Below are 23,926 nucleotides of genomic sequence, written 5' to 3'. Positions count from 1 at the left end.
GGACCCGACGACGCTTCGTACGCGTTTCGTCGGATCCTGCCTGCACGACCAGTCACATGTCCGAGAGCGAACGTAACACGGGGGTGGCGGGGGCGTCAAAGCGCGAGCGGAGGCGCTGCATGCCGGGCGGCTTGGCCTCGAAACCAAGGCGGAGCGCTCAGAAGTGCTGGACTATCCGACGGAGAGCGCCCCCAGCCTTGGTTGTGAGGGTGCCCCATGATGGAGTCGTGGATGTCCTCGAGGTTGTTGCCGCTGTCATCGAGAGCGACGGCCGCATCCTGGCCTGCCGCCGCCGACCCGAGAAGGACGCCGGCGGCAAGTGGGAGTTCCCGGGCGGCAAGGTCGAGGCCGGCGAAACGCACGAGCAGGCGCTCGCGCGCGAAATCCGCGAGGAGCTCGGCGTCGATATCGAGGTGGGCGAGCTTTTGACGGTCGACGACACCGCAGGCTCTACGCGCGTGATCAGGCTGTCGTGCTTTTGGGCGAAGCTCTCCTCGGAGACTCCCACGTCTAGCACCGACCATGACTCGATGCTGTGGGTCACGCGTGCTGACCTCACTCCGCTGGGATGGGCACCCGCCGATCTGCCCGCCGTCGCTCTCCTGACGGCTTAGGGATCGACGAGGTCGAATCCGTCGTCAGTGCGGATTGCGGTAATGATCCCGAGCCGCCCGATCAGTTCGAGGAGATCTGACTCGGGACGACCCGGCAGCAGGATGACGGGCACCGCCGCCCAGCCGAGGCCATTCGCGACGTGCGCGTAATCCAGGACCTGCCCAATTGCCGTGCGGACGTATGCACGAGCAGTGGACTTCTTCGCCTCGACGATCCAACCGCTGGACTTGACGTAGAGATCAGGCTCAATCCGGGTCGAGCCGACGGGAAGGGTGAGCCGACTCGGCGGTGTCCCATTCTCCGACAGCCACTCGCCGAAGGCCGCCTGCAGCTCAAATTCGACCCGGGAAACCACCCGCTCTTCGATCGGGCTGAGGTCAGCACCCGCGATGACAACATCAGACGATTCCGGGGCAGACCACTCGGAGAGCTCCGCTGACGCCACCGGGCGACCGCCGTACGCAGGGAGGGTCGAGACGTCGGCGCTGATCGGGACGAGGGTGAAGATGATCCCCTGCCGAAGCGTTTCCTCGGTGTCAGGGATGGTCTCGAAGCGGTAGGTGGGGGTTCCCGTCGTAAAGGCTCCGATGTAGGTCACGCTCGTTCCCTGCACCGTGAAGAGCCGGATGACGCGGTTCTGAACGGCGGCATTTCGGAGAGCAAGGTTGCCGCGGAGAAAGACCTGGTCGCCGATCTGACCCTCACCCGTGTATGAGTAGGAGCCGTCCTCGCGCAGGCCCTCGAAGCGGTCGTACCCGTACCGGGCACCCTTCGCCGGGTCGGTGAAGATCAGGATCTCTCCTAGCGATTTCGGCGTGGAGATACCGCCCTGCTGCTGACCGCCATACGCGGCATGCACCGATCTTCTTCGGACCTGGTCACCGGGAACGAGAGTGAAGCGGGCTCCTGTTGCACGACGGGAGATTCGAGTCCGGACGAGGTTGGCCTGCTCGTCTGTGAGGGCCCATCGAGTGGTTTCGGGATCGAGATTCCCGAAATTATCTCGAAGAACGGAACGAATGCGCTTTTGAGACACTCCCAGCTCGAGGGAAAGATCAGCGGGAGTAAGAGCGGGCATAGCCCGAGAGTAGAAACATCGAGAAGAACAGCTAGCGAGAGACGCTCGTGTCTGTGATTGAGCCTTGCTCTGCTCTTCATTTCGCCATCGATGGACATCGCTAATAGACGCGGCCCGGTCGAGTATGCCCGGCCGTCCCCACCGGCAGGGCGCAGAGCAGCACTCACCTTCCGCAGTCAGCGTCCGGCGACGATCGCGATCCCTGACGCGACGAGAAATGCCACGACGGTGACGGCCGCTCCAGCGACCGGAATCCACCAGATGCGGCGCGATCTGTCGGGGCGAAGGAGTGCGACGAGCGTCACGAGGGCGGATAGGCCCACTGCTCCGGGGACGATCCACATCGTCGCGCCCAGAACCGAACCACCGCCCAAGCGGTTGTTCACTCGGTTCGCGTCGAAGGTCAGGTTCTCGATCAGGACGACGACGAAGAGGATCGCGCCGAGCACGAGCAGGAAGACGAGCAGAAGGATCGCGGTGACGCGGTCCTCGCCGGCCGACAGCCGGCGGGCAGGGCGCCTACGGGTAGCCGGCCGCTCGAACGGGTCCGGGTCGTCCCAGTCCGCGTCCGAGTCGAAGGCCATAGTGCCGCTCAGGCTAGCCGAGCAGGGCGCGTAGGCTCCGCGGGCGGCACGGTCCCGGCGCGAGTCAGCACCCGACCAGCACCGCTTCCGCCGCCTCCCGGTCCTCCGCCCCGATCGCCAGCCCGTACGCCCCCAGCACCCCCACGAACTGCTCTACGTATCCGCAGCGCAGCTCCGGGGCCGGCGGCAGCCACTCTCCCGGGCCGGCGTCGCTCTTGGACTGGTTCGTGTCGTCCGTGGCGGCGACGAGGTTCGCCGGGTCGTTCGCGAACAGCAGGCGCTGATCGTCCGTCCACGCCCAGGCGCCGTGGTGCCAGGCCCAGCCGAGGGCGACGACGTGGTCGATCTGCACGAGGCGGGACGTATCGCTCCCGGACACGAACGACACCGCGGTGCCGGAGAGGACCTTGCAGTCGCGGGTGCCGCAGGCTTGCAGTCCGGTTGAACAGGGCTCTCGCTGACGAGTGCTGGCGGAGCGGGATCTCGATACGCCCGCTGCGCGGGCTACTCGATCAGCATAATTCTCCCGATAGGCGGGCTGGTCGACCGATGGGGAGTCCGCTTCGCGGGCTTCGATCCGCCGCCCATCCACGGACGAGCCTGCCCGATTCGCGGCGTCTTGGGTCTCTCGCGATGTCGGAGGTCCCTGGTACCCAATGACTCAAGAAGTTCCATTTGTTCTAGCGAAGGAGACATCATGCGAGTGAACGCGTACTACTCCATCAATCCGAACGACCCGGACGTGCACCACGTGCACTCCGACTGCCCATCCGGCCAGCAGATCCCTCCCGCGAACAAGCGTCAGGGGACCAACGGCTATCGACAGTGCCTGACCTGCGCCTCGATGTAGGTCAGGCATCAGCTAGCTGACGAGAAGCTCGTCCTCGCGACCCGCCGGCTTCAACGACGTATCGCGAGGACGAGCACTCACCGACTACACCCCCGAGTCGCCGTCGGCCGGGACGACCGGCGCCGAGGCCCGCACCGCCCCGTCCCACAGCCGGATCGCCGCGCGCGGCACCGGCCCGACCACATCCACCCGCCACACCAGATCCACCGGCGACCCGGTCGACGCCTCGAACGGCACGACGTGGATGGGCGCCGACGGGTCGAACCGCAGCCGCTCCTGCAGCCGCGACGGCGCGACGAGGAAGCTCGTCACGCGCTCGTGGTAGCGCTCGCCCACCTGCAGCTCGGTCAGCACCGTGGCGCTCACCGGGGTCATCGGGTCGGCGCGGGTCAGCGAGTCGAGCAGGAAGTCGTCCCACGGGACGTCGAGCTCGACGCCCTCGAAGTCCTCGGGGCGGCGCAGCGCGTTCAGCGGATTCGTGCCCATCGGGCGGACCCGCGGGCGGGCGATCGCCTCCTCGTCGCGCTGCACGGAGGCGACGATGTCGGCCAGGCGCGGGGCGGCGATCCGGGTGAGCAGCGACTCGTCGTCGAGAGCGCGCAGCAGCATCCGCCGGGTGTGGTTCGACGAGTGCGGGAGGTCCTCGTCCAGCGCCGACAGGCCGAAGCCCTGGCCGGCTCCGTAGTCCGCGGCCATCTCCTGCACGAGCGACTCGAAGGCCTCGTGCCGCCAGCCGCGGCGGACGAGCTTGGACGTCATCGCGGCGCGCACGCGGGCCACCGCCGCGGTCTCCTCGCCGCTGACGGTCGCGAGGCGCACGGCGAACGGCATGGCGCCGCGCTCCACGTCGAAGGTCTCGTGCTGCAGCCACACGGGCGGCACGTGCCACGGACGATGCACGGCCTTGGACAGCAGCACCAGCCACTCGACGGCCTGGCGGTGCACGGAGCGCAGGCGCGCTGCCTCCTCGCGGGCGCGGCGGGCGCTGCGGCCGTAGTGCGCGAGGCGGGTGCGCTCGAGCTGGATCCGCCGCTCGAAGCGCGACCAGCCGGCGTGGTACCGGACGAGCGACACCAGCGTGATCAGCACTCCGGCACCGGCGAGGCCGACCAGCACCCACAAGAGCACAGAGGTGATCAGCCCGGGATCGAAGCTGCCCGCGGGCTGCCGCGAGGCGTAGTCGTTGACGAACCAGATGCCGACGCCGACCACGATCGCGAGCGACAGCACGGTCACCCAGCCGACGAGCAGCGTGCGGTGGAACTCGCGGCGCAGGCCCAGCAGCTCGCCGGGGCGCTGCGGGCGGATCGCGTCGATCTCGCCCTTGAGGTACGCGACCTCGTCCTCGGCGCGGCGGCGCTCGGCGCCGATCCGGTCGAGGAAGCGCCAGACGAACGAGGAGCTCTGCCGGCCGGCCCACAGGTCGTACTCCCCGAGCGCCTGCAGGCGGCCGGAGCGGCGCGCCTCGGCGTCGTAGGCGGACACGGGCGGCTCGACGGGCTCGGGGGCCTCCTCCGCGGGGACCTCGATCTGCACGACGGTCCGCGGCTCGGCGGCCTCGCCCTCGACGAGCGTCTCCTGCGCGGGCGGCGCGAACGCGGCGGAGTCGGACGGCTGGTCCGAGGGCTCCGCAGCGACCGGCGCCTCAGCCGAAGGCACCTCCGGCACCTGAGCCGCAGCGGCCGCCGCCTCCGACGCCGACACCCAGTTCTGCAGCCTCTCCCGCGGATCCGCGAGCGCCAGCGCGTACCAGTCCACCTTCTCGGGGAACCCCGGCGGCACGTCGTACCCGCTCGACACCCACGGGTCGTCCGGCAGCGCGAGCACGTCGCCCACGCGCCCGAACACGGGCACGGCCCCCTCGACGGGCGCGAAGCCCGCGTCGCGGAGGTCGGCGCTGCCGTCGAGCGCGCCGAAGACCAGCTCGCGCAGGCCGGCCCAGAGCTGCGGCGTGGTGCGGACGTGCGCCATCGCGGCGGGCGCGTCGGCCTCGGCGCGGGCGCGGCCCTCGTCGTCGCGGAGGTGCTCGAGGTCGGCGACGAGGAGCCGGTCGCGGACGTCCAGGACCTCGTCGTAGTCGGCCCCGACGACGGCCGAGCCCTGCGAGGTGTGCAGGGCGCGGGTCACCGAGCGGTTCGCGCTCGAGGTGATCCAGAGCACGGCCCAGCGCGGGATCTGCACGAGCTTGCCGGCCGAGAAGGCGAAGAAGCGGCCGATCTGCGCCCAGAAGCCGATCCGCTCGGGCTCCGGCACGTCGAGCGAGCCGGCCGAGTCGTAGGTGAGCGCGCCGCCGTCCAGGCGCAGCGCGCCGGCGACCATGCTCTCGACGTAGCCGGCGATCTGGCCGTCGTCGATGTAGGCGGTGCCGGGCGGCGGCGGGCTGACGCTCGGGTCGATCAGCAGCGAGTCCGGGCGGGCGGCGTTCTCGAGCACGCCGGCGGCGACGCGGCGGCCGAGCGACTCGGTCAGCACCGCGTTGAGGAACACCCGCGAGATCCAGACGGAGTCGCCGCCGTCGGACTCGCGGCTCATCAGCTCGACGCTGCCGTCGGTGACGCCGTTCCACAGCCCGGCGACGCTCGCCAGGTGGGTGAGCGTGAAGCCGGTGAAGCGCTCGTCGTCGCGGACGAAGGCGTCGCCGGACCACGGGCTCGAGCGGTCCTCGGGCGAGGCGATGACGACGAAGCCGTGCTCGTGCGCCTCCACCCGCTCGCGCAGCTGGAAGGCGGTCGGTGCGCAGATCAGCGTGACCCGGCGCAGCTCGGTGGTCTGGTCGGCGAGGGTCGCGGAGGGATTCGGCAGCGGCATCGAGGTGCGCACCCAGCGGCTGACGAGGTCGGCGACCGCGTCCTGCGCCTCGTCGGTCTCGCGCTCGGGCAGGGCCGAGCGGAGGGTGACCAGGCGGACGAGGGCGAGCGGCTCCTCCGCGAGCGCCTCGAACAGGTCGACCGCGATCGCGACGGACTCGAGGTCGGCGCCCACACCGAGCACCACGGCCTCGATCTGCGGCGGCGCGTAGGGCGAGGTCTTGACGTGCTCGGGCAGCACCCAGAGGGCCTGGCCGAGCAGGCCGGTCTTCGTCCACTGCGCCGCCAGCTCGAGCAGGGTCTCGCCCTGCGCGCCGCTGGGCAGCAGGACGATCGCCGCCTTGCCGTCGGGCCAGAAGCCGGCGGGCCCGTAGCCGTCCGGGCGGATCTCCGGGGGCACGCTCAGACTCCGGAGTCGCGCGGACCGGTCGAGACGACCGACGACACCAGCCCCAGCAGCGCCTCGCGGAACTGCTCGCGCATCTCCCAGGTGACCGGGTAGTCGTAGACCGAGACCATGTCGTCCTGCTGCACGATGTCGCTGTCGAAGCGGGCGAGCTCGGCGGTCAGGTAGGCCTGCACGGCGGAGCGGCGCGACGCGAGGTCGCCGTCCGCACTGCCCGCGCGGGACGACTCCGGCACCGGGGCGCCGGTCGGCAGCGCGCCGGTCTGCAGCCACTCGGCCAGCTCGGTCTCCTCGCCGCGGCTGCCGCCGAGCGAGATCAGCACGCGGTAGGCGGCGAGCGGCGCCAGCGTCCCGTCGACGTTGCAGAGCGCCATCGCGATGGCGAGCGACTGCAGCACGACACCGGGGAAGTCGGCGGGCCGGGCGTTGCGCTCGCTCAGCAGCGGGTGCGGGAAGTCCGCCAGCGCGCGGGTCGACGGGTCCCAGACCGAGAGCTTGGGGCCCTTCTCGCCCTGCGAGGCGTCGACGGCGAGGCGGCCGAGCGCCTTGGCGACGTACCAGCCGCGGATCATCGACTCGATCGCGCGCGGATCCGCGGGGATGCTCTCGCCGAGCAGGCGGGCGCGCTTGAACTTCCAGAACGCCTCGCGGCTGTCCTGGGTGTTCGACTGCGCGAGCCAGCCGCGGGCGATCGGCTCCATCACGGAGTCCATCACGATGGGCTCGTAGGGGAAGCCGGACATCGCGAAGACCTCGATGCCGTCGACCTTCTGGTCCTGGAACCACGACTCGCTGGTCGCGTCGTCCCAGACGCCCATCTGGCCGAGCACGCCCTTGGTCACCTCGTACATCTCGGTGCCGGCGCGGAACGGGATCGAGCTGAAGACCAGCGAGGTGTCCTCGTTGATCGCCTTGCCGTGCACGGCGCGCAGCAGCGCCGGGTTGAGCTTGACCAGCGGCTCGCTGGCACCGAGGGCGGCCTGGAGCTGCTCGCGGTAGCGGTCGCGGCGGGCGGCGAAGACGTCGGGCGGCAGCACCTCGGAGTCGAAGAAGCCGAGCAGGTCCTCGCCGATGTAGGCGGCGAACGGCGTGCCGTCGCGCTTCATCCAGGCGCGGGCGCGGCCGACGTAGACCTCCGGGTCGGTCGCGAGTTCGAAGGAGGCACGCTGGGCCGGGTTGGCGACGGCCGGGTCCGCGGTGACGGTCGGCTTCCAGGTGCGCGGGTTGCCGACGAGCGACCAGGCGCCCGCGTCCGACTCGCTGTCCGGGCTGACGCCGACGAGCTGGTCGGCGAGCACGCGCAGGACGGCGTCCTGGTACTTGGCGTCGCCGTCGACGGAGGCGCGCACCAGCTTCTGGAACTCGGCCGGGTACTTCTCGGGCTCGACGAGCATCCGCTCGTTGGGCGCGGGCGAGTACTTGCGCGGGACGGTCTCGTCGACGCGGCGGGGCCAGAACTCGTAGGCGTTCTCGCGGTCGTCGCTGGTCTTCCGCGAGTGCACGCGCTGCAGCAGCGCGGTGCGGGAGCCGTCGAGGTAGTCGGCGAGCGGGCCGAGGAAGGTCTCGCGCAGCTCGGCGAGCAGCGCCCAGGCGGAGTCGCGGAGGGCCGCCTCGGAGGACCACTCGAGCGCCTGGCCGAGCCGCTGGATGGCGAACTGCACCGCCTCCTGGTCCGGGCGGATCGACTGCTGGTTGGCCGAAGTGCGCAGCTCGTCCGAGACGAGCGAGCTGAGGGTGCCCACCCACTCCTCGTGCTGGCGGGCCTCGACGCGCAGCGCGTCGACGGTGCCCTTGAGGCCGCGCTCGAGGCGGCGGAGCATCGCGGTGACGACGGGCAGGCCGTCCTGGGCGACGTAGCGCGAGACGGTCTCGAGGATGTGGCCGGGCATCGTGCGCGTCCACTCGTCCAGGCGGCGCTGGCGGGCCTCGCGGTCGCGCTGGAGCAGGCGCGGGCTGTGCCGGGTGAACTCGTTGACGAGCCGGTCGGTCCAGGTGGTGATGTCGGTGCCGCCCTGGCGGTCGAGCGATTCGGGGCGGGAGAGCTCGTCGTCGGCGCCGCGCTGCAGCTCGGCCTTGATCAGGTCGAGGGTGCTCTGATCGCGCAGCGCGTCGGTGACGTCGTTGTGCTCGGCGGTCTCCTCGTTCAGGCGCAGCTCGCGGAGGAAGCGCTGGTACTCGCTGTCGGCCGACTTCTCGATGTACTCGCGCTCGGTCATCCGCTCGAACTGCGGGTCCTCCTCCGCGTGCGCGAAGAGCATCCGGTCGATCGCGGAGCGGGCGAAGCGCTCGGCGGAGTACTCCAGGAAGCGCTCGCGGCCGAGGGTGACCCGGCCGAAGCCGATCGAGGAGAACGGCGGCGAGTGGTGCGCGGGGCTCATCAGCCCCGAGTTGTCGGGCAGCACGTTGGCGGCCGAGCGGGCCTGCCAGTTGCCGGACGAGTAGGCGATCATGTCGTCCTGCACGCGCTCGTCGATCATCCACGCGGTGAGGCTGGTGGCGACGGCGTCGTAGACGGCGTTCTGGTCCTCGAAGGTGACCTTGCTGTTGCTGCGGCCGACGATGAAGGGGTACGCGGCGCCGACGCGGTCCATCGCGGCGCCGTAGGAGGGGGCGACGCCCTTGGTGCGCAGCAGCTCGAGGGTCGCGGCGGAGGGGGTGTCGGTCCAGAAGCCGTTCATCGTCTCGGAGATCGCGGCGAGCGCGTTGCCGGGCATGCCGGCGGTGACCGAGAGCTGATCGAAGACGTCCGGCGCGTAGAGCATGCTGAAGAACTGGTTCGACCACGGATACTGCTTCGCGGTCGACTTGATGATCTCGATGATGTCGAGGAACTGGCCGGCTCCCGAGCCGCCGGCGACCGACGAGATGACGATGACGATCGGGCTGCCGTCTCCGCCGTCGTCGCGGGCGCGCAGGCGCTGGCCGAGGGTCTGCAGCTCGGCGAGCGACTCGGCGTCGTTCATCTTCCCGATCGCGAGGCGCGCGGCCTGGGCGATCTCCTTGGTGGCGGCGAGCGCGACGGCGCGGCCGACGGCGCGGTACTGGCCGGCGCCCTTGGTCACGTCGACCTTGACCAGGCGCGGGTCGGGCAGCTGGCGCTCGATGTCGTGGCGCATCGCGTTGTTGGTCGCGTGGGCGCTCGTGATCGAGCCGTGCACGATGTCGAAGGTCGCCGCGGTGCTGACCAGGCCGCGATAGTCCTGCCGGGGCAGGAACGGCGCCTGGTACTCCATGCCGTCCTGGACGGTGGGGGTGTCGAAGTGCAGGAAGCGCCAGGCGGCGGGGATGCCGCCCTCCCAGCCGAGCTGCTGGAGCTTGAGCTCGAGCTGGTACTTGATGCCGCGGAGGGTCTTGCCGCCGGAGCCGCCGACTCCGATCAGGAGGAAGGGTCTGAGCATGAGGTCCTGCTTTCGTCTGGTCGCGCGGTGTTCCTGCGGTAGCGCGGTGTGTCGTGTGTCGTCGTGCGGGCGGTGCCGGGAGGCGGAGCGCCGTCAGCGACTGCGGGGCGGAGGGGTGCGGGGGCCGGCCCGGCCGGGCGGCGGCGGGGGCGGGGTGGAGCCGCCGGGCCGCGGGGGCGGCGGTCCGCCAGGGCGTCCGGGGGCTCCCTGCGTCCGGGGCGGCGGGCCGCCGGGGCGCGGGGGCGAGGAGGGGCGTGGCGGGGTCGCGGTCGGGGTGCCGCTCTGGGCGCTCCGCGGCGGGACGGAGGAGCGGGCCTCGGCGGCCGCGGGCTGGGCGGCGGGCACGGGCTGCTGCGGCTCCCGGCGCTCGGGGCGCTTCGCCGCCCGCTCGCGGCGGAGCACGTCGACCGTCTTCCAGGCGGGCTCGCCGGAGTCGCGCAGCAGGTCCTCGAGGCGTCGCTCGTACTGGCCCTCGTCGTCGCGGTCGATCCGGTGGTAGAGCACGGCCGTGGCGCGCACGGGCTCGTCGCCGCGGGGACGCTCGAGCTCCTGCTCCGAGACCACGATGGCCCAGAAGACGTCGAGCGGGAGGGCGGAGAACTCGACGCCGCCGTTGCCGAGCGGTCGCCCGGCGGAGGTGCCGCGGGTGCCGGTGCGGGAGGCGACGATCTCGCCGCCGGCGGGCGGGCCGACGCGGTAGCTGGGCGCCTTCAGCGGCCACCACGGCACGTGCGCGCGGAGCCGGCCGAGCTCGGGGTCGGGCAGCTCGCGCACGCCGGTCTCGCTGCGGAGGTAGCGGAAGCGCTCGTCGAGGCGGCCGTGGGTCAGCGCGGAGCGGACGCCCTCCGGCGTGATCTCGACGGGGATCGTGCCGCGCTGGAACGAGCCGTTCATCGCGATCTTCGCCTTCGCCCGGTTGAAGAGGTACAGGCCGAGCAGCGGCAGGAGCACGCCGAGCAGCAGGAGGACGAGCGCGACCAGGCCGATCGCCGCGGCGTTCACCGGGAAGGTCGACGGGAAGGACAGAGCGACGGTCTGCGGGGCGCTGCTGCCGCCCGCGGTGCGGAGGTCGAGCGGGAGGGTCGCGGCGACCGAGGAGTCGGCGGCGACCGGGTTCTCGGCAGAGACGGTCACGGTGCGCGCGCCGCCCTGCGCGACGTCGAGGCAGGCGCCCGGCGCGAGGGCGGTGCCCGACTCGTCGGTGAAGCTCCACTGCCAGGCGTCGGCGCGGTCGGCGTTGTCGCTGGTGACGGTCGGCGCGGCGGAGAGGCAGACCTGGCCGTCGCCTCCCGCGGTCGGCCCCTGGATCGCGAGAGTGCCCTCCGCGCGGCCGTCGGCGCCGGTCAGCTCGCTGAGCACGAGCGGCGAGGCGACGCTCGGGAAGGCGGCGGGCAGCACGGTCGTGATCCGCTGCTGCGTGGTGACCGGGGCGAGCTCGATCGCGTGCTCCGCGGTGGTCAGCGGGTCGAGCGAGGCGGTGACGAGCAGCTCGGAGGCGGTGACGTCGGAGGGCAGGGGGATGGTGATGACGCCGGAGGCCGCGTCGATCGCGGCGCCCGGCAGGTCGGCGGTCGCGCCGTCGGCGGTGCTGGTCGCGGCGAAGTCCGCCTGCCCGAAGACGGAGAGGTCGACCGGCTGGCCGTCCGGGTCCTGGACGCGGGCGGTGAGGGTCGCGGAGAGCGTGCCGTCCTCGCCGCGCTGGACCTGGTTGGCGTCGTCGAAGACGATCCGCAGGTCGCTGAACGCGAAGACCTCGGTGGTGCCGGGCGAGGTCAGCGTCCACTGCCCCTGCAGCTCGGGCCGGTCGACGCTGATCTCCAAGCGCGAGACTCCGGACGACTGCGTGACGGTGACCTCGGGGGCGGTCGCGGAGGCGGAGAGGGTGCCGAGGCCGGAGGAGGCGGGCGCCTGCAGTGTCCAGCCGTCCTTCACGACGGCCTGGATCCGCGCGACGCCCGGGTCGATCCAGAAGGAGCCGTTCGCGTCGAGCGCCTCGGACGCGCCGCCGGCGATGCGCGCGCCGAGCTGGAGGAAGACGGAGGCGAGCGCGTCGGGGTCCGACGCGTCGACGACGGCGCCGCGGACGGAGCCCTCGGGCGCGACGGCCGGCCCGCAGGTCGCGGTGCCGCCGCCGTAGGCGCCGCTGCCCTCGACCAGCGGCCACATCACGCGGGCCTCCTCGCGCTGCTCCCCGTCGGCCAGGAGCGTGCCGAGCACGACGACGCCGGCCTGACGGAGCGCCGCGAGCAGGCCGTTGCCCTCGGGCTCGTCGCCGTCGGGGTCGATCCGGACGCCGCAGAGCGCGTTGGTCGCGTCGGCGGTGGCCTGCGTGGAGCCGAGATCGATCTCGCCGTCGGTCAGCCAGATCACGAGCTGGCAGGCGGAGCCGGCGTTCGGCTGGCTCTGCAGCGCGGACTGCACGCCCTGCAGTCCGGCGAGCCAGTTGGTGCCGCCGCCGGGGGTCTTGTCGCGGATGACGCCGGCGAGGGCCTCGGGGCTGTCCTGCGCCCAGGGCCGCCAGTCGACGGCCGGCTCGAAGGCCCGGCTGAAGAAGGCGGCGCCCCAGTTGACGGTGAGCGAGTCGCGGAGGCCGCCGAGCTCCTGCAGGCTGCCCGCGAGGATGCCGGCCCGCGCGACGTCCGGGTCGGACCCGCGGCCGTCGTCGCCGCCGGTGTTGAGGGAGCCGGAGCTGTCGACGAGGTAGTAGACGTTGAGGACGTCCGAGGAGGAGAGGCAGGTGCGCAGGTCCTCGATCGCGCCGCGGCCGATGTCGGTGAGCGAGGCGGTGCTGGCGGCGGTGCCCGTGGTCGCCGCGCTCGCCGGCTGCGCCGCCGCCCCGAGTCCGAGGACGAGCAGGAGCGCGGTGACCGCGATCGCGAGGGCGCGGCGGATCACGTGCCCAGCCACTCGGAGATCGGGACGCTGATGTTGAGGACGTGCCAGGCGCCGAGCACGAGCGCGGCGGCCGACAGCCAGTAGAGGGCGCGGGTGAAGCGGGCGTCGGGCACGAAGCGGCGGGCGTCGCGGAGGGAGTGCGCGCGCTGGGAGGAGAGGTCCCAGCCGGTCGCGAGGAAGACGAGCAGCGGCGTCAGCACGTAGCCGGCGACGCTCAGCCAGACGGCGCTCCCGCGCACCAGCGGGAGCGGCAGCCCGAGCACGCGGACGGGCGCCGAGGCGACGGAGGCGGCCACGACGGCCAGCACCAGGCTCACCGCAAGCCCCGCGGCACCCACTGCAAGAGGCAGGATGCTGGCGGTTCGTCGGGCCGCGGGGGCCCGGTCACGCACGGTCGACACCGCTCCACCCTCCGCTGTCGCAGCTGAACGCTCCCTGTTGGGGGCGGTCCTCCAGTATGCGGACCCCGCCACGAGCCGCCAAACCCCGCGATGGGGCGCCCGGGTGCCGAGCATGCTGATCGAGTAGCGCGCGGAGCGCGCGTATCGAGATCCACCCCGCCCGCACCGCCGGCCGCCCGCCCCCGCCCGGATGGTTGACTGGCCCCATGGAGATCGTTCTCGGAGTCGTCGGCCTGCTCGGCGGCCTCATCGTCGCGGCCGCCGCCGTGGTCGCCGTCGTCATCGGCCGGCGCCGCGCGAAGCCGGCCTCGCTGGTCGACATCGACGTGCGCCTGTCGCACGCGGGCGACGACTGGTGGCGGGTCACCGCGACGGTCCGCAACCTCGGCCGCACCGACCTCCCGCCGACGACCTTCGTCGCGGACCGCCCGATCTCCTTCGTCCTCGCCGGCTCCTCCTCCGCCGAGTGGTACGGCGCCCCGCCGCAGACCCCCGAGTGGTCGATCGACCCGTCCGGCTCCCTGCTGCTCGCGCCCGTCCTCCTCTCCCGCGGCGTCCCCGTGAGCGCGACGGCCGTCGTCCGCGGTCGCCCGGAGGTCCGCATCGACGCGCCGCTGCGCTACATCCCGGTCCGCGAGAACGTGGTCGAGACGACGGGAGCGGCACCCGCGTGGGGCGAGCCCGCGGCCGCCTCCCCCACTCCCGCTCCCGCCTCCTCCGCCCCGCCCGCTCCGCAGCGCCTCGTCGACGCCCCCCTCGAGCCGCGCCCCGAGCGCGAGAGCGTGCTCCGCGGCGGCTTCGGCATGTGGTCGGCGATGGCGGCAGGAGGGCTCGGCGCCGTCTTCATCGGTGTCGGGATCGCTCTGTCGCTGGCCGGACTGAACTCGACGCCCCTCGGCACCTCCGGCGTCGTCCTGATCGGCGCGGGCCTCGTCGGCCTCGTCGGCACCCTCGTCGTCCGTCTGCTCCGCCGCTGGCTCGAGCCGCCGGCCCTCTGGCGCACCCCGCGGCAGCGCCTGCGCCGCCCCGGCACGATCATCGTGCTCGTCCTCGCCTATGCCGGCCTCGCGCTGTTCTGCCTCGAGTTCCTGGTCGAGGACGTCAGCGGCGACACCACCTGGGTCGCGGGAGTCGCCGTGCTGCTGCTCCTCGCCGCGCTGCTGGGCACGGGCCTCGTCGGCTTCCTCCGCCTGGTCGTGCTGCTCGGCGTGCGGCGCGCCTCGCGGGGCGCGACGGCCTGACCGCCGCCGCGCTGACGCTCACCGCCGCAGCGCCTCGATCGGCTCGATCCGCGCGGCCCGGATCGCCGGCGAGAGCCCCGCGAGCACCCCGACGAGCGTGCCGAGCAGCGGCGCACTCGCCGTGACCAGCGGATCGAGGATCGCGGTCCACTGCTGCACGGCGGCGTTCGCGACGACGACCGCGATCCCCGCGGTCGTGCCGAGCAGACCGCCGAGGGTCCCGGTGATCCCGGTCTCGAGCAGGATCTGCAGGAAGACGTGGCGCGGCCGGGCGCCGATCGCGCGGCGCAGGCCGATCTCGGGAGTCCGCTCGAGCACCGCCACCAGCGTCGTGTTCGCGATGCCGACCGCCCCGATCAGGAGGATCACCGCGGCGAGCGCCAGGAAGAGGTCGGCGAGCGAGGCGGTGACGCTCTCCGCCAGCGCGAACCGGTCCGGTGGCGCGGAGGTCTTCATCGTCGCGGGAGCATCCGGCCGCAGCGCGAGCGGGAGCTGCTGCGCGACGACACCGGCGGCGCCGACCTCCGTCTCGACGAGCAGCACGGCGGGCGCGCTCGTGCTCGGCGGCCCGTAGACCTGCCGGGCGACCGAGGCGGGCAGGTAGATCGTCGAGGCCGCGAGCGGGTCGCGCCCGGCCTCGCCGAGGATCCCGACCACCGTGTAGCCGACCCCGCCGAGGAAGACGCTCGCCTCGCCGGCCACTGGCGGCAGGCCCAGCTGCCTCGCTGCTCCCGCGCCGACCACGGCGACCGGGACGCCCCGCTCCTCCTCCCACGCCTCGATCGCGCGGCCCGAGCGGAACGACGCATCGGCGGCCGTGAACCAGCCCGGCGTAGCCGCGGCGACGGTCATCGGAACGGAGGAGCCGAGCCCGTCCGGACGAGCGGAGACAGGGGTGGACCCGCTCGGCAGCGTCCAGCTCACTCCGGAGGCGACGACTCCGGTCAGCCCGTCCGCCCTGCTCTCCGCGTCGGACGGGAAGCCGTCCACGGTGTCGGAGGCGTCGCTCCCGCCCGCGTCGGTGACGGTCACCTGCGTCGCCTCCAGCAGCGAGAACTCCTCGGAGATCTGCCCGGACGCCGTCGCCGTGAGCCCGAGGACGACGACGAACGCGCCGACGCCGAGCAGCGGCCCGAGCAGGGTGAGCACCGTCCGGGTCGGGCGCTGGACCAGACCGGCCAGCGCCTCCCGCAGGAGGTCGGCCGCTCGCAGACCACTGGTCGGGATCGGCGGCGCCATCAGCGCAGGCGTCCGTCGCGCATCCGCACCGTTCGGCCGGCGCGGGCGGCGGTCGTCGGGTCGTGGGTGACGACGACGACCGAGACCCCGTCGGCGTGCAGCTCGTCGAAGAGGTCGAGCACGCGCTCCGCGGAGCCCGAGTCGAGGTTGCCGGTCGGCTCGTCGCAGAGCAGCAGGCTCGGCCGGATCACGAGCGCGCGCGCGATCGCCACCCGCTGCCGCTCGCCACCGGACAGCGTCCGGGGCAGCGCATCGAGGCGGTGGCCCAGGCCGACGCGCTCCAGCGCCTCCCGAGCTCGCGCCGTGCGCTCCGCCGCGTGGACCCGGGCGTAGAGGAGACCGAGCGCCACGTTCTCGGTCGCGGTGCGATGGCTGAGCAGGTGGAAGTCCTGGAAGACGAAGCCGATGCGGAGCCCGCGCAGGGAGGTGCGCTGCACCTCGGTCAGGCCGGTCACCTCGATGCCGTCGAAGCGGTACTCGCCACCGCTCGGGGTGTCGAGGAGGCCGAGGAGGTGCAGGAGGGTCGTCTTGCCCGAGCCGGACGGCCCGACGAGCGCCAGGTAGTCGCCGCGCGCGACGGTGAGGTCGATTCCGAGGAGCACGGTCGTCTCGGGCGGGCCGGGGAAGCTGCGGCGGACGTCGACGAGCGCGATCACGGGAGTGCCGGCGTCTGCCTCAGCCCCGGACTCAGCCGACGACGACACGGGCGCCCTCCTCGAGCACGGCGCCCTCGGCCGGCGTGACCTCGACCTCGCCCTCGGCGATGAGCCCCGTCGACACCGGGACGGCCACGCGCTGCCCGCCCTCCGACTGCAGCACGGTGACGAAGGTCGTGCCGTCGTCCGCCGACTGCACGGCCACGACCGGCACGACGAGGACGGGCGCCGGAGTCTCGCCGACGGTGACCGTCACGCGGACGTTCCGTCCGCGCCAGTCGGCGGGAAGAGCCGGCGCCGGGGTGACCGTGAGCGGGAAGCCGGGTGCGGACTCCGTGCCCTCCGCTGCGCCCTCGGCGGTGCCTCCCCCGCTGTAGTCGCCGAGCGCGGTGACGGTCCCCTCGGCCTCCCGGCGATCGACGTCGTCCACGACGGTCACCTTCTGGCCGGCGGCGAGCTGCTGCTCGCGGCCGGCCGGCACGACCGCGGAGACGATCGGATCGCCGACGTCGAGGGTGAGCAGCGCTCCGGTCGCGCCCGACAGCGGCGCTCCGACGGGGAGATCGAGGCTGCCCACGGTGACGGGGAAGGAGGGGACGAAGACGGTCTCCGCGAGCGGCATCTCGACCCCCGTGCGCGCTCGGAGCGCCGCGAGGGCGTCCTCGGCGTCGGCCTCGGCGCGGGTCGCGAACTCGACCGCGAGCCGCGCCTGGGCCTGCGCGACGTCGTCGACGGCCTGAGCGAACTCGAGCGCGGCGCTGGCGCGCTGCTGCTGGGCGGCGACGACGGCCTGCTGCGCGCCGCTCAGCTCGGCCGCCTCGCCCTCGTTCGCGTCGGCGGTCGTCAGCGCGTCGAAGCCGCGATCGGAGTAGAGGGCGGCGACCGCGTCCTTCGTCGCGCCGCCGAAGTGCCCGTCGACGTCGTCGGCCGCGAGGTGCCCCAGCGCGACCAGCGCGTTCTGCAGCTGCTCGACGTCTGCTCCCTCCGCCCCGGGCTTCAGGTCGCGGTAGGCGGGGGTCGCCCCCGGCAGCGCGAGGACCGGGCGACCCGAGACCTGCGCGAGGACGTCCCCCGCCTGGACAGCTGCGCCGACCGCCTTGGGCAGCGCCGTGACGATCGCCGCTCCGCCCGCGGTGAAGACCGCCGGCAGCACCCTGATCGTGCTCGCCGCCGCGACGGTCCCGCGCACCGTGACCGTCCCGATGAGGACGCGGCGCGCCACCGCCTCCGTGAGCGTCGTCGGCGGAGGTGCGGCCTGGTCGGCCGCCTGCTGCGCGGGCGAGCGGATCGTGAGTGAGAGCAGTAGCCCGGCGGTCGAGAGGACCGCCGCCGCGATCGCCGCCCAGAGCAACAGCCGCTGCCGCCGCTCCACCGGGGACCGTCGGGGGGCGCGCGAATCCGTCACGGTGCACTCCCCCTCTTGCTCATCGATCGTGCTGATTCCTCTCGACCACGACTCTCTCCTCGCCTTCTCCAGAGGCACACTGATCCATAGGAAGAAGGCACAGTGATCCATCGAAAGAAGGCGCAGAGATTCTCCGGGAGAAGGCCACCTGGAGAATCGTCCGATATCGCGCAGATGTCGTCCGTCTCGACGATCCTGCGGACCTCTGCGAGATTACCGACGCCGCCCACGGGACGGAACGGTCGGCGCGGATCGTCGCCTGCCGCCCGCCCCTCATCCCGCGTGTTCTCGGGGAACCGAGTGCCCGATCGAAGCAGCGGACCCGCGATAACGCGCCGCCTCTGGCCGTGGCCACCACGGCCGCCCTACCGTTTCCCGCATCACCCGCTCATGGAGAAAGAATTCCGACCTTCGGTCGGCTTCTCGCGCGTCGATCCGCATTTCATCGTCGCCTTCCCCTGCGCATCTCCACTCGAACCCGAAGACGATGAGAACGGATCATTCATCATGAAGAAGCAGTCACTGACCAAGGCCATCGCCGCTGTCGGCATCGGAGCCGCCCTCGCGATCACCGCGTCCGTCCCCGCCCACGCGATCACCCGCCCCGACTGCGGCACCCGCACCGACTTCCTCAAGTTCCACACCGGGAACCACTGCTACGCGAACAGCGGCACCGCCGCGGATCGGCTCACCTCGCAGCAGACAGTGGGAGCGGGGCACAACGCGGGCTTCTTCACCACGGATGCCTACGGAGACGTCCCCTTCACTCGCAATTGGGGTTTCAGCTACGCGAGACAGCTGACCGTGAGTGTCGAGCACATCCGGTAGATCCTGAGACCACCGACGGAACTCGACCGATGACGACGATCTCAGCTCTTGAGACGGCCTGCGCTCTTGCGCGACGACGATCGCTGCTCGCAGCCTCCATGGCGCTCGGTCTGGCCGTCCTGCTCACCGGCTGCTCCACGGAGTCGCCGAGGCCTCACGACGACGAACCGTCCGCTGTCGAGCCTCCGCTCGGCCCCATCAGCTCCCCGACCGAGCCTTCGCAGATCGTCCGGCCGATCGACCAGTACGTGCCGAGCACGCAGCTCGTGCTGCAACTGGTCCGCGCTGAACGCGCGAAGCAGTCCGAGTGTCTGCGTGGTTCCGACGAGCGGACCATCGATTGGCCGCTCGATGAAGAAGGCGCGGTCCCCTTCATCGAGGGCGCCCGCCGGGACGAGGTGGTGCGCTCAGAGCTCTGGGGGTTCTTCGATCCCGGGAGCGCGGCGGTCCGGGGATACTCGCGACCCGCCGACGTTCCGGGGGCCCTCCCGAGTGGCATACCGGCGGGCGTCACCTTCGACGAGTTCACCGAGTGCTCACTCTCGGCGCACGGGGCCTTCCCTCTCGGCAATGGAGGGGGTGCTTACTCCGCTGCCTACATCTCCTCGCTGCCCGACGGCGGACCGCCCGTCCCCACGGCCGACAGTCGGGTCGAGGCAGTCGTCGCTGCGTGGAGTGCGTGCATGGCATCGCGGGGCTTCGCGTCTCCGGATCCCATCTCAGCTCTGATCGATCCGAGATGGCAGTCCGGGCTCGCCTCCGTCGGCCCCGAGCAGATCGCGACCGCGACCGCGGACATGGACTGCAAGGCCGAGACGAACCTCGTAGGGATCGAGCTCGCCGTGCAGTCCGCGTACGACCAGGTGTACATCGAGGCCCACCGGGAGGCGCTCGACGGTATGGCAGACCTTCTGGCGGCCTACCTCGGCGAGGAGGCTGCGGGCTGATGGCAGCGCGACGGGACGAGGAGGAGCCGTCACCGCGCTTCGGCCACCAGTCGATCGTCGGCCGCGAGCGGCGTCCTGGGCCGCCCCGGATGCTCGCGCTCGTGGCGGTACTCGCCGCGACCGTCGGACTCAGTGGATGCACGACGGAAGCGCGAGCACCCGAGGACAGCCCGGCGATCACCGCCGAGCCCCGACTCGGACCGATCCGCGTCCCGACGGATCCGTCGCAGATCGTGCGGCCTATCGATCAGTACATCCCCGATGCGCAGCTGATCCTCCGGCTCGTGCGCGCCGAGCGCGCGAAGCAGATCGCCTGCCTGCGCGACGGTGACGACGAGCGGGTGATCGAGTGGCCCCTCGACGAGGAGGCGGTCCTCGCCTTCCTCGGCGACATCCAGGTCGAATACGAGCACTCGAAGCTCTGGGGGTTCTTCGACCCGGAGAACGCGAGCCGGCACGGGTACGCGCGTGCGGGCGACGACCTGGGCGCCCTGCCGAGCGGTGTACCGGCCGGAGTCACGCCCGATGAGTTCGCGAAGTGCTCGATGTCCGTGCACGGGTCCTTCCCCCTCGGCGACGGGGGCGGGGCGTTCTCGGCCCGGTACCCGTCCGCCCTCCCCGACGGCGGACCGCCGGTCCCCTCCGGAGACAGCCGCGTCGAGGCGGTGGTCGGGGCCTGGAGCGCCTGCATGACGAAGCGGGGCTTCGACTACCCGGATCCCGTGAGCGCGGAGTTCGATCCGCGGTGGGGCGTCGGCGCCTCGAACGTCGGCGCCGAGCAGATCGCGACCGCCACCGCGGACATGGACTGCAAGGCCGAGACGAACCTCGTCGGGATCGAGCTCGCGGTGCAGTCCGCGTACGACCAGGAGTACATCGAGTCCCATCGGGAGGCGCTCGAGAACATGGCGGAGGTCATCGCCGACTACATCGGCGACGTTCCGGACGACTCGAAGCGCTGAACGGGTGCGCCGGTCAGGCGCGCGGCGGTCAGGCGCGCGGCGGGGCCGTCGACTCGCGGACGACGAGGCTGGTGGCCAGCTCGATGCGGTGGGAGAGGGGCGGGATGCCGTCGTGCATCCGGACGAGGGTCTCGAGGCCGAGGCGGCCGAGGTCGTGCATGGGCGTGTGCACGGTCGAGAGCAGCACGGCGGTCGGCAGCGCGGCGAAGGTGTCGTCGTAGCCCATCACGCTCAGGTCCTCGGGGACGCGCAGGCCGGCCGCGATCGCGGCGCGGATCGTCTGCAGGCCGTCGATGTCGTTCGTGGCGACGACGGCGGTCGGCGGAGCGTCCAGTGCCAGGAGCTCCGGCACCACATGCTCGGCGGATCCCATCCCCCGCTCGGAGACGAGAGCCGGGTCCTCCGGGAGGCCCGCCGCGGCCAGCGCCTCTCGGTAGCCGCCGTAGCGGGCACGGAGGCCGGGGTTGCCGGCGTCACCGCCGACGAAGGCGATCCTCCGGTGCCCGAGCGAGACGAGGTGCTCGGTGGACTGCTGCCCACCCACCCAGTGGTTCGAGCCGACGCTGACCACGGACGGGTCGAGCGGGTTCGGCGCGTCGACAGCGACGAGCGGGAGCGAGGCCTCCGCGGCAGCGGCCACGATCTCGGCGTCGATGGCGGTGGTCACAGCGAGGATCCCGAGGTGCCCCTTCGCCGCGACCGAGCGGACGAACGCTGCGTCGAAGCGCAACGTCTCGTCGGCGGAGCCGCTCGGCGCGAGGACGCCGGTCGTGACGTCGACGCGCTCGCTCTGCGCACCGCCGACGACGCCCTCGAGGACGCGCAGCGAGTAGACGCTGAGCAGGGTGTCGAAGACGACGGTGACGCCGCCGCCGACCCGGGGCGCCCGGGTGCTCGGGCTGTAGCCGAGCTCGCGGAGGGACTGCTCGACCCGTGCGCGCGTCGCGGCGGACGCGCCGGGCCGCCCGTTGAGCACCTTCGACGCGGTCGCCTTCGAGACGCCCGCATGCGCCGCGACGACGTCCAGCGTGACGCGCGTGTCCGGCGTGCGGGCCACAGGCCCTCCTCTCAACGGTGCCCCGACCCTACCGAAACTGTTTCCTCCCTGCCCCCCTGACCTGGCGCGCGCCCCGTCGCGCGTCGCGAGATGCCACTTGTGCTCGCGACACGCCGTAGGAAGCGTGCACAAGTGGCATCTCGCGGGTGGGGGAGGGAGGACTCGGGGCGTCATATCGATTCGACCGGCAGGGGCCCCGCTGGTTGGATACCGAGTATGAGTAGGCATGTCGTCGTCGTCGGGGCCGGTCTCTTCGGGGCCGCCACCGCGCTGCACCTCGCACGCGGGGGCGCCCGGGTCACGCTGGTCGAGTCGGGGGACGCAGCGCGCGGCACCACGGCGGCCGGCGCCGGCTTCGTCGGCCTGTGGGCCGCGGGCTACGCCTGGTACTGGAACGAGTCGGAGCGCGACCTCGAGCAGTACGGCCTCGACTTCTACCGCGCCCTCGCCGTCGATCCCGACCGCGGCGGCGTCGACATCCTCCTCCGCGAGACCGGCAGCGCCTGGCTCGCCGTCACCGAGGAGGGCGTCCGCGACCACCTCGGCCCGCTCGTCGAGCACCCGCTGCGCCCGGAGGGCTCCCGCGAGCTCTCGCCGCAGGAGGCCGCCGAGCTCGTCCCCGGCCTCGACGCTAGAGCGGTCACCGGCGGCTTCCTCCAGCCCGACGGCATCCAGATCAGCGCCCCCGACGCGGCGCTCGCCCTGATCGCCGCGGCGCGCGCGGCCGGGGTCGAGATCGTCGAGCACGCGCCCGTCACCGAGGTCCTCGCGACCGACGGCCGCGCGAGCGGCGTCCGCACCGCCGACGGCCGCACCTTCTCCGGTGACAGCGTCGTGCTCGCCGCAGGCTCCTGGACGAACGAGCTGCTCGCCCCGCTCGGCCGCCGCCTCCCGCTGGCCCGCGTCGTCGCGAGCCGCCTCACCACCGCGCCCTTCGGCCTCCCGCACCTGCCGACGCTGATGCTGCCCGAGCTCGGCGGCCTCTGGGTCCGCGAGCACCTCGGCGGCCTCACCTACGGCAACGGCGTCGGCTACGAGCCGCTCGGCGAGTCCGCCGCCGACCGCCGCCCGCAGCGCACCGACCTGATCGAGGCGATGGACGCGCACCTCGCCCCGCTGATCGCCCGCCTGATCCCCGCCTCCGCCGACGCGCTGCGCGAGACCGAGTGGACCCAGGGCGTCGTCTCCTACACCGCCGACCGCCGCTTCCTGGCCGGCCCTGTCCCCGAGCTGCCCGGGCTGTTCGTCGCCGCGGGCGACAACGAGTCCGGAGTGACTCACGGACCCGGTCTCGGCCGTCTCGTCGCCGAGCTGGTCCTCCACGGCACCACGACCCTCGGCGACGCCGAGCGCTACGCCCCGGCTCGCTTCGCCGCTCAGCAGTTCCCCGACGAGGCCGCCGTGCGCGCGGCGATGCCGGCCCGGCGCCTGGTCGACGCGGTGGGCGGCCGATGACCGGCCGGGACGTCGTCGTCGTCGGCGCGGGCCTCGTCGGCGCCGCCGCCGCGCGCTCCCTCGCCGAGCGCGGCGACCGCGTCCTGCTGTTCGAGCGCTTCGAGCGCGGCCACGACCGCGGCTCCTCGCACGGCGAGACCCGCATCTTCCGCCGCGGCTACGCGGAGGACGACTACCGAGCGCTGACCGGACGGGCGGCCGCCGAGTGGGCGCGGCTCGAGCGGGAGTCGGGCCGGAGCCTCTTCACCGCGACCGGAGCGATCGACCACGGCGACGCCTCCGCCCTGCTCGCGATCGAGCAGGCCTTCGCCCGCGACGGCATCCCCTGCGAGCGCCTCGACGCCGCCGAGGCCGCCGCACGCTGGCCCGGCCTGCGCTTCGAGACCGACGTGCTGCTGCATCCGGAGGGCGGCCGGCTCGACGCGGCTGCCGCGATCGAGGCGCTGCTCGGCTCCGCGGAGTCGCACGGGGCCGTCGTCCGGGCGAGCACCGGCGTCCGGGCGATCGAGGAGCGCGAGGGCGGCGTCCGCGTCGTCACCGACGAGGGTCCGCTGCTCGCCGACGCGGTCGTCGTCGCCGGCGGCTCCTGGACGCCGGGACTCCTCGGCGGGCTGGTCGCCGCGGCCGGCCGCTCCCTCCCTCCGCTGCGGATCACGCAGGAGCAGCCCGCGCACTTCACGACGGACCTGCCGCTCGACGCCTGGCCGAGCTTCGTGCACCACCGCGGCGACGAGCCGACGATCTACGGCCTGGCGACCCCGGGCGTCGGCGTGAAGGTCGGCGAGCACGGCACCGGCCGCGTCGTCGATCCGGACCACCGCGACTTCCGCGCCGAGCCCGAGCGGCTCGCCCGGCTCGTCGAGTACGTCGCCGACTGGCTGCCGGGCGTGGACGCGGCGAGCGCCGATCCGATCTCCTGCCTCTACGACATCACGCCGACCGAGGACTTCGTGCTCGACCGCGTCGGCCGCGTCACCCTCGCGACCGGATTCTCCGGCCACGGCTTCAAGTTCGGGCCCGTGCTCGGCGAGCTGCTGGCCGACCTGGTCGACGGCGCCGATGCGCTCGACCGCTTCCGGCTCGCGACCCTCTAGATCTCCAC

Annotated in this window: 19 protein-coding genes; 8 read left to right on the top strand and 11 right to left on the bottom strand. The window is 72.7% G+C overall.

Translation table 11 applies throughout. The features are described 5' to 3' along the window. Positions 1-227 precede the first annotated feature (227 nt). Positions 228-614 (top strand): (deoxy)nucleoside triphosphate pyrophosphohydrolase, encoded by a 387-nt coding sequence (locus EDF45_RS14085; RefSeq protein ID WP_260312208.1) that lies wholly within the window; start codon positions 228-230, stop codon positions 612-614. Here EDF45_RS14085 and EDF45_RS14080 read toward each other — a convergent pair. From EDF45_RS14080 to EDF45_RS21320, 3 genes are all read right to left on the bottom strand, one after another. Next, entirely contained in the window at positions 611-1,474 is an 864-nt protein-coding gene (locus EDF45_RS14080) for a YDG/SRA domain-containing protein (protein ID WP_260312207.1), read from the bottom strand. The two genes, EDF45_RS14085 and EDF45_RS14080, sit on opposite strands and share 4 nt — an antisense overlap. Positions 1,475-1,869: 395 nt before the next feature. Next, the gene (locus EDF45_RS14075; protein ID WP_123736689.1) at positions 1,870-2,277 is read right to left on the bottom strand and encodes a hypothetical protein; all 408 of its coding nucleotides are present in this window, start codon (positions 2,275-2,277) and stop codon (positions 1,870-1,872) included. A gap of 64 nt (positions 2,278-2,341) precedes the next feature. Continuing rightward, positions 2,342-2,656, bottom strand: coding sequence for an HNH endonuclease family protein (locus tag EDF45_RS21320; protein WP_185020196.1), 315 nt, complete (start codon positions 2,654-2,656; stop codon positions 2,342-2,344). A 318-nt stretch (positions 2,657-2,974) separates the two neighbouring features. Between EDF45_RS21320 and EDF45_RS21315 the strand changes: the two genes are divergently transcribed. After that, positions 2,975-3,127, top strand: coding sequence for a hypothetical protein (locus EDF45_RS21315; RefSeq protein ID WP_185020195.1), 153 nt, complete (start codon positions 2,975-2,977; stop codon positions 3,125-3,127). A gap of 84 nt (positions 3,128-3,211) precedes the next feature. Here EDF45_RS21315 and EDF45_RS14065 read toward each other — a convergent pair whose 3' ends face one another. The 4 genes from EDF45_RS14065 to EDF45_RS14050 form a co-directional block, all read right to left on the bottom strand. Further along, positions 3,212-6,334 (bottom strand): hypothetical protein, encoded by a 3,123-nt coding sequence (locus EDF45_RS14065; RefSeq protein WP_123736687.1) that lies wholly within the window; start codon positions 6,332-6,334, stop codon positions 3,212-3,214. A gap of 2 nt (positions 6,335-6,336) precedes the next feature. Continuing rightward, entirely contained in the window at positions 6,337-9,738 is a 3,402-nt protein-coding gene (locus EDF45_RS14060; protein ID WP_123736686.1) for a tubulin-like doman-containing protein, read from the bottom strand. Between the two features lie 93 nt (positions 9,739-9,831). Then, positions 9,832-12,633 carry a hypothetical protein gene (locus EDF45_RS14055; RefSeq protein ID WP_123736685.1) on the bottom strand — a complete coding sequence of 934 codons (2,802 nt, stop codon included), beginning with the start codon at positions 12,631-12,633 and terminating at the stop codon, positions 9,832-9,834. After that, positions 12,630-13,034: a hypothetical protein gene (locus EDF45_RS14050; protein ID WP_148060294.1), complete on the bottom strand. Its 405-nt coding sequence runs from the start codon at positions 13,032-13,034 to the stop codon at positions 12,630-12,632. The genes EDF45_RS14055 and EDF45_RS14050 overlap by 4 nt, the downstream gene beginning before the upstream one ends. Before the next feature lie 206 nt (positions 13,035-13,240). Between EDF45_RS14050 and EDF45_RS14045 the strand changes: the two genes are divergently transcribed. Beyond that, positions 13,241-14,275 (top strand): hypothetical protein, encoded by a 1,035-nt coding sequence (locus tag EDF45_RS14045; RefSeq protein ID WP_123736683.1) that lies wholly within the window; start codon positions 13,241-13,243, stop codon positions 14,273-14,275. 18 nt (positions 14,276-14,293) lie between these two features. Here the strand turns inward: EDF45_RS14045 and EDF45_RS14040 are convergent, their stop codons facing one another. From EDF45_RS14040 to EDF45_RS14030, 3 genes are read right to left on the bottom strand one after another with little or no spacing between them, the layout of a single operon-like run. Further along, complete coding sequence (locus tag EDF45_RS14040; protein WP_221181131.1) at positions 14,294-15,514, bottom strand: ABC transporter permease; 1,221 nt, start codon at positions 15,512-15,514, stop codon at positions 14,294-14,296. Beyond that, positions 15,514-16,218 (bottom strand): ABC transporter ATP-binding protein, encoded by a 705-nt coding sequence (locus EDF45_RS14035; RefSeq protein ID WP_123736682.1) that lies wholly within the window; start codon positions 16,216-16,218, stop codon positions 15,514-15,516. Before EDF45_RS14035 ends, EDF45_RS14040 begins: the two co-directional genes overlap by 1 nt. Continuing rightward, entirely contained in the window at positions 16,202-17,542 is a 1,341-nt protein-coding gene (locus EDF45_RS14030) for a peptidoglycan-binding domain-containing protein (protein ID WP_185020194.1), read from the bottom strand. Before EDF45_RS14030 ends, EDF45_RS14035 begins: the two co-directional genes overlap by 17 nt. Before the next feature lie 540 nt (positions 17,543-18,082). Here EDF45_RS14030 and EDF45_RS14025 point away from each other — a divergent pair. The 3 genes from EDF45_RS14025 to EDF45_RS14015 are packed head-to-tail and all read left to right on the top strand — an operon-like array spanning position 18,083 to position 20,312. Continuing rightward, entirely contained in the window at positions 18,083-18,403 is a 321-nt protein-coding gene (locus EDF45_RS14025; protein WP_123736680.1) for a hypothetical protein, read from the top strand. A gap of 29 nt (positions 18,404-18,432) precedes the next feature. Then, positions 18,433-19,350 (top strand): hypothetical protein, encoded by a 918-nt coding sequence (locus EDF45_RS14020; RefSeq protein ID WP_148060293.1) that lies wholly within the window; start codon positions 18,433-18,435, stop codon positions 19,348-19,350. Next, entirely contained in the window at positions 19,350-20,312 is a 963-nt protein-coding gene (locus tag EDF45_RS14015) for a hypothetical protein (protein WP_123736678.1), read from the top strand. Before EDF45_RS14020 ends, EDF45_RS14015 begins: the two co-directional genes overlap by 1 nt. A gap of 28 nt (positions 20,313-20,340) precedes the next feature. Here EDF45_RS14015 and EDF45_RS14010 read toward each other — a convergent pair whose 3' ends face one another. Then, complete coding sequence (locus EDF45_RS14010) at positions 20,341-21,369, bottom strand: LacI family DNA-binding transcriptional regulator (protein ID WP_185020193.1); 1,029 nt, start codon at positions 21,367-21,369, stop codon at positions 20,341-20,343. A 216-nt stretch (positions 21,370-21,585) separates the two neighbouring features. On the opposite strand from EDF45_RS14010, the gene EDF45_RS14005 reads away from it, so the two are divergent. Then, positions 21,586-22,824, top strand: a complete 1,239-nt coding sequence (locus EDF45_RS14005) for an FAD-binding oxidoreductase (RefSeq protein WP_185020192.1) — start codon at positions 21,586-21,588, stop codon at positions 22,822-22,824. Then, positions 22,821-23,918: an FAD-dependent oxidoreductase gene (locus EDF45_RS14000; protein WP_123736676.1), complete on the top strand. Its 1,098-nt coding sequence runs from the start codon at positions 22,821-22,823 to the stop codon at positions 23,916-23,918. The genes EDF45_RS14005 and EDF45_RS14000 overlap by 4 nt, the downstream gene beginning before the upstream one ends. The last annotated feature ends 8 nt before the right edge of the window (positions 23,919-23,926 follow it).

Origin of the sequence: Rathayibacter sp. PhB186, from assembly GCF_003751825.1 — a bacterium.
GTDB classification, from domain to species: Bacteria; Actinomycetota; Actinomycetes; order Actinomycetales; family Microbacteriaceae; genus Rathayibacter; species Rathayibacter festucae.
This window is presented reverse-complemented; position numbering and strand designations above follow the sequence as displayed.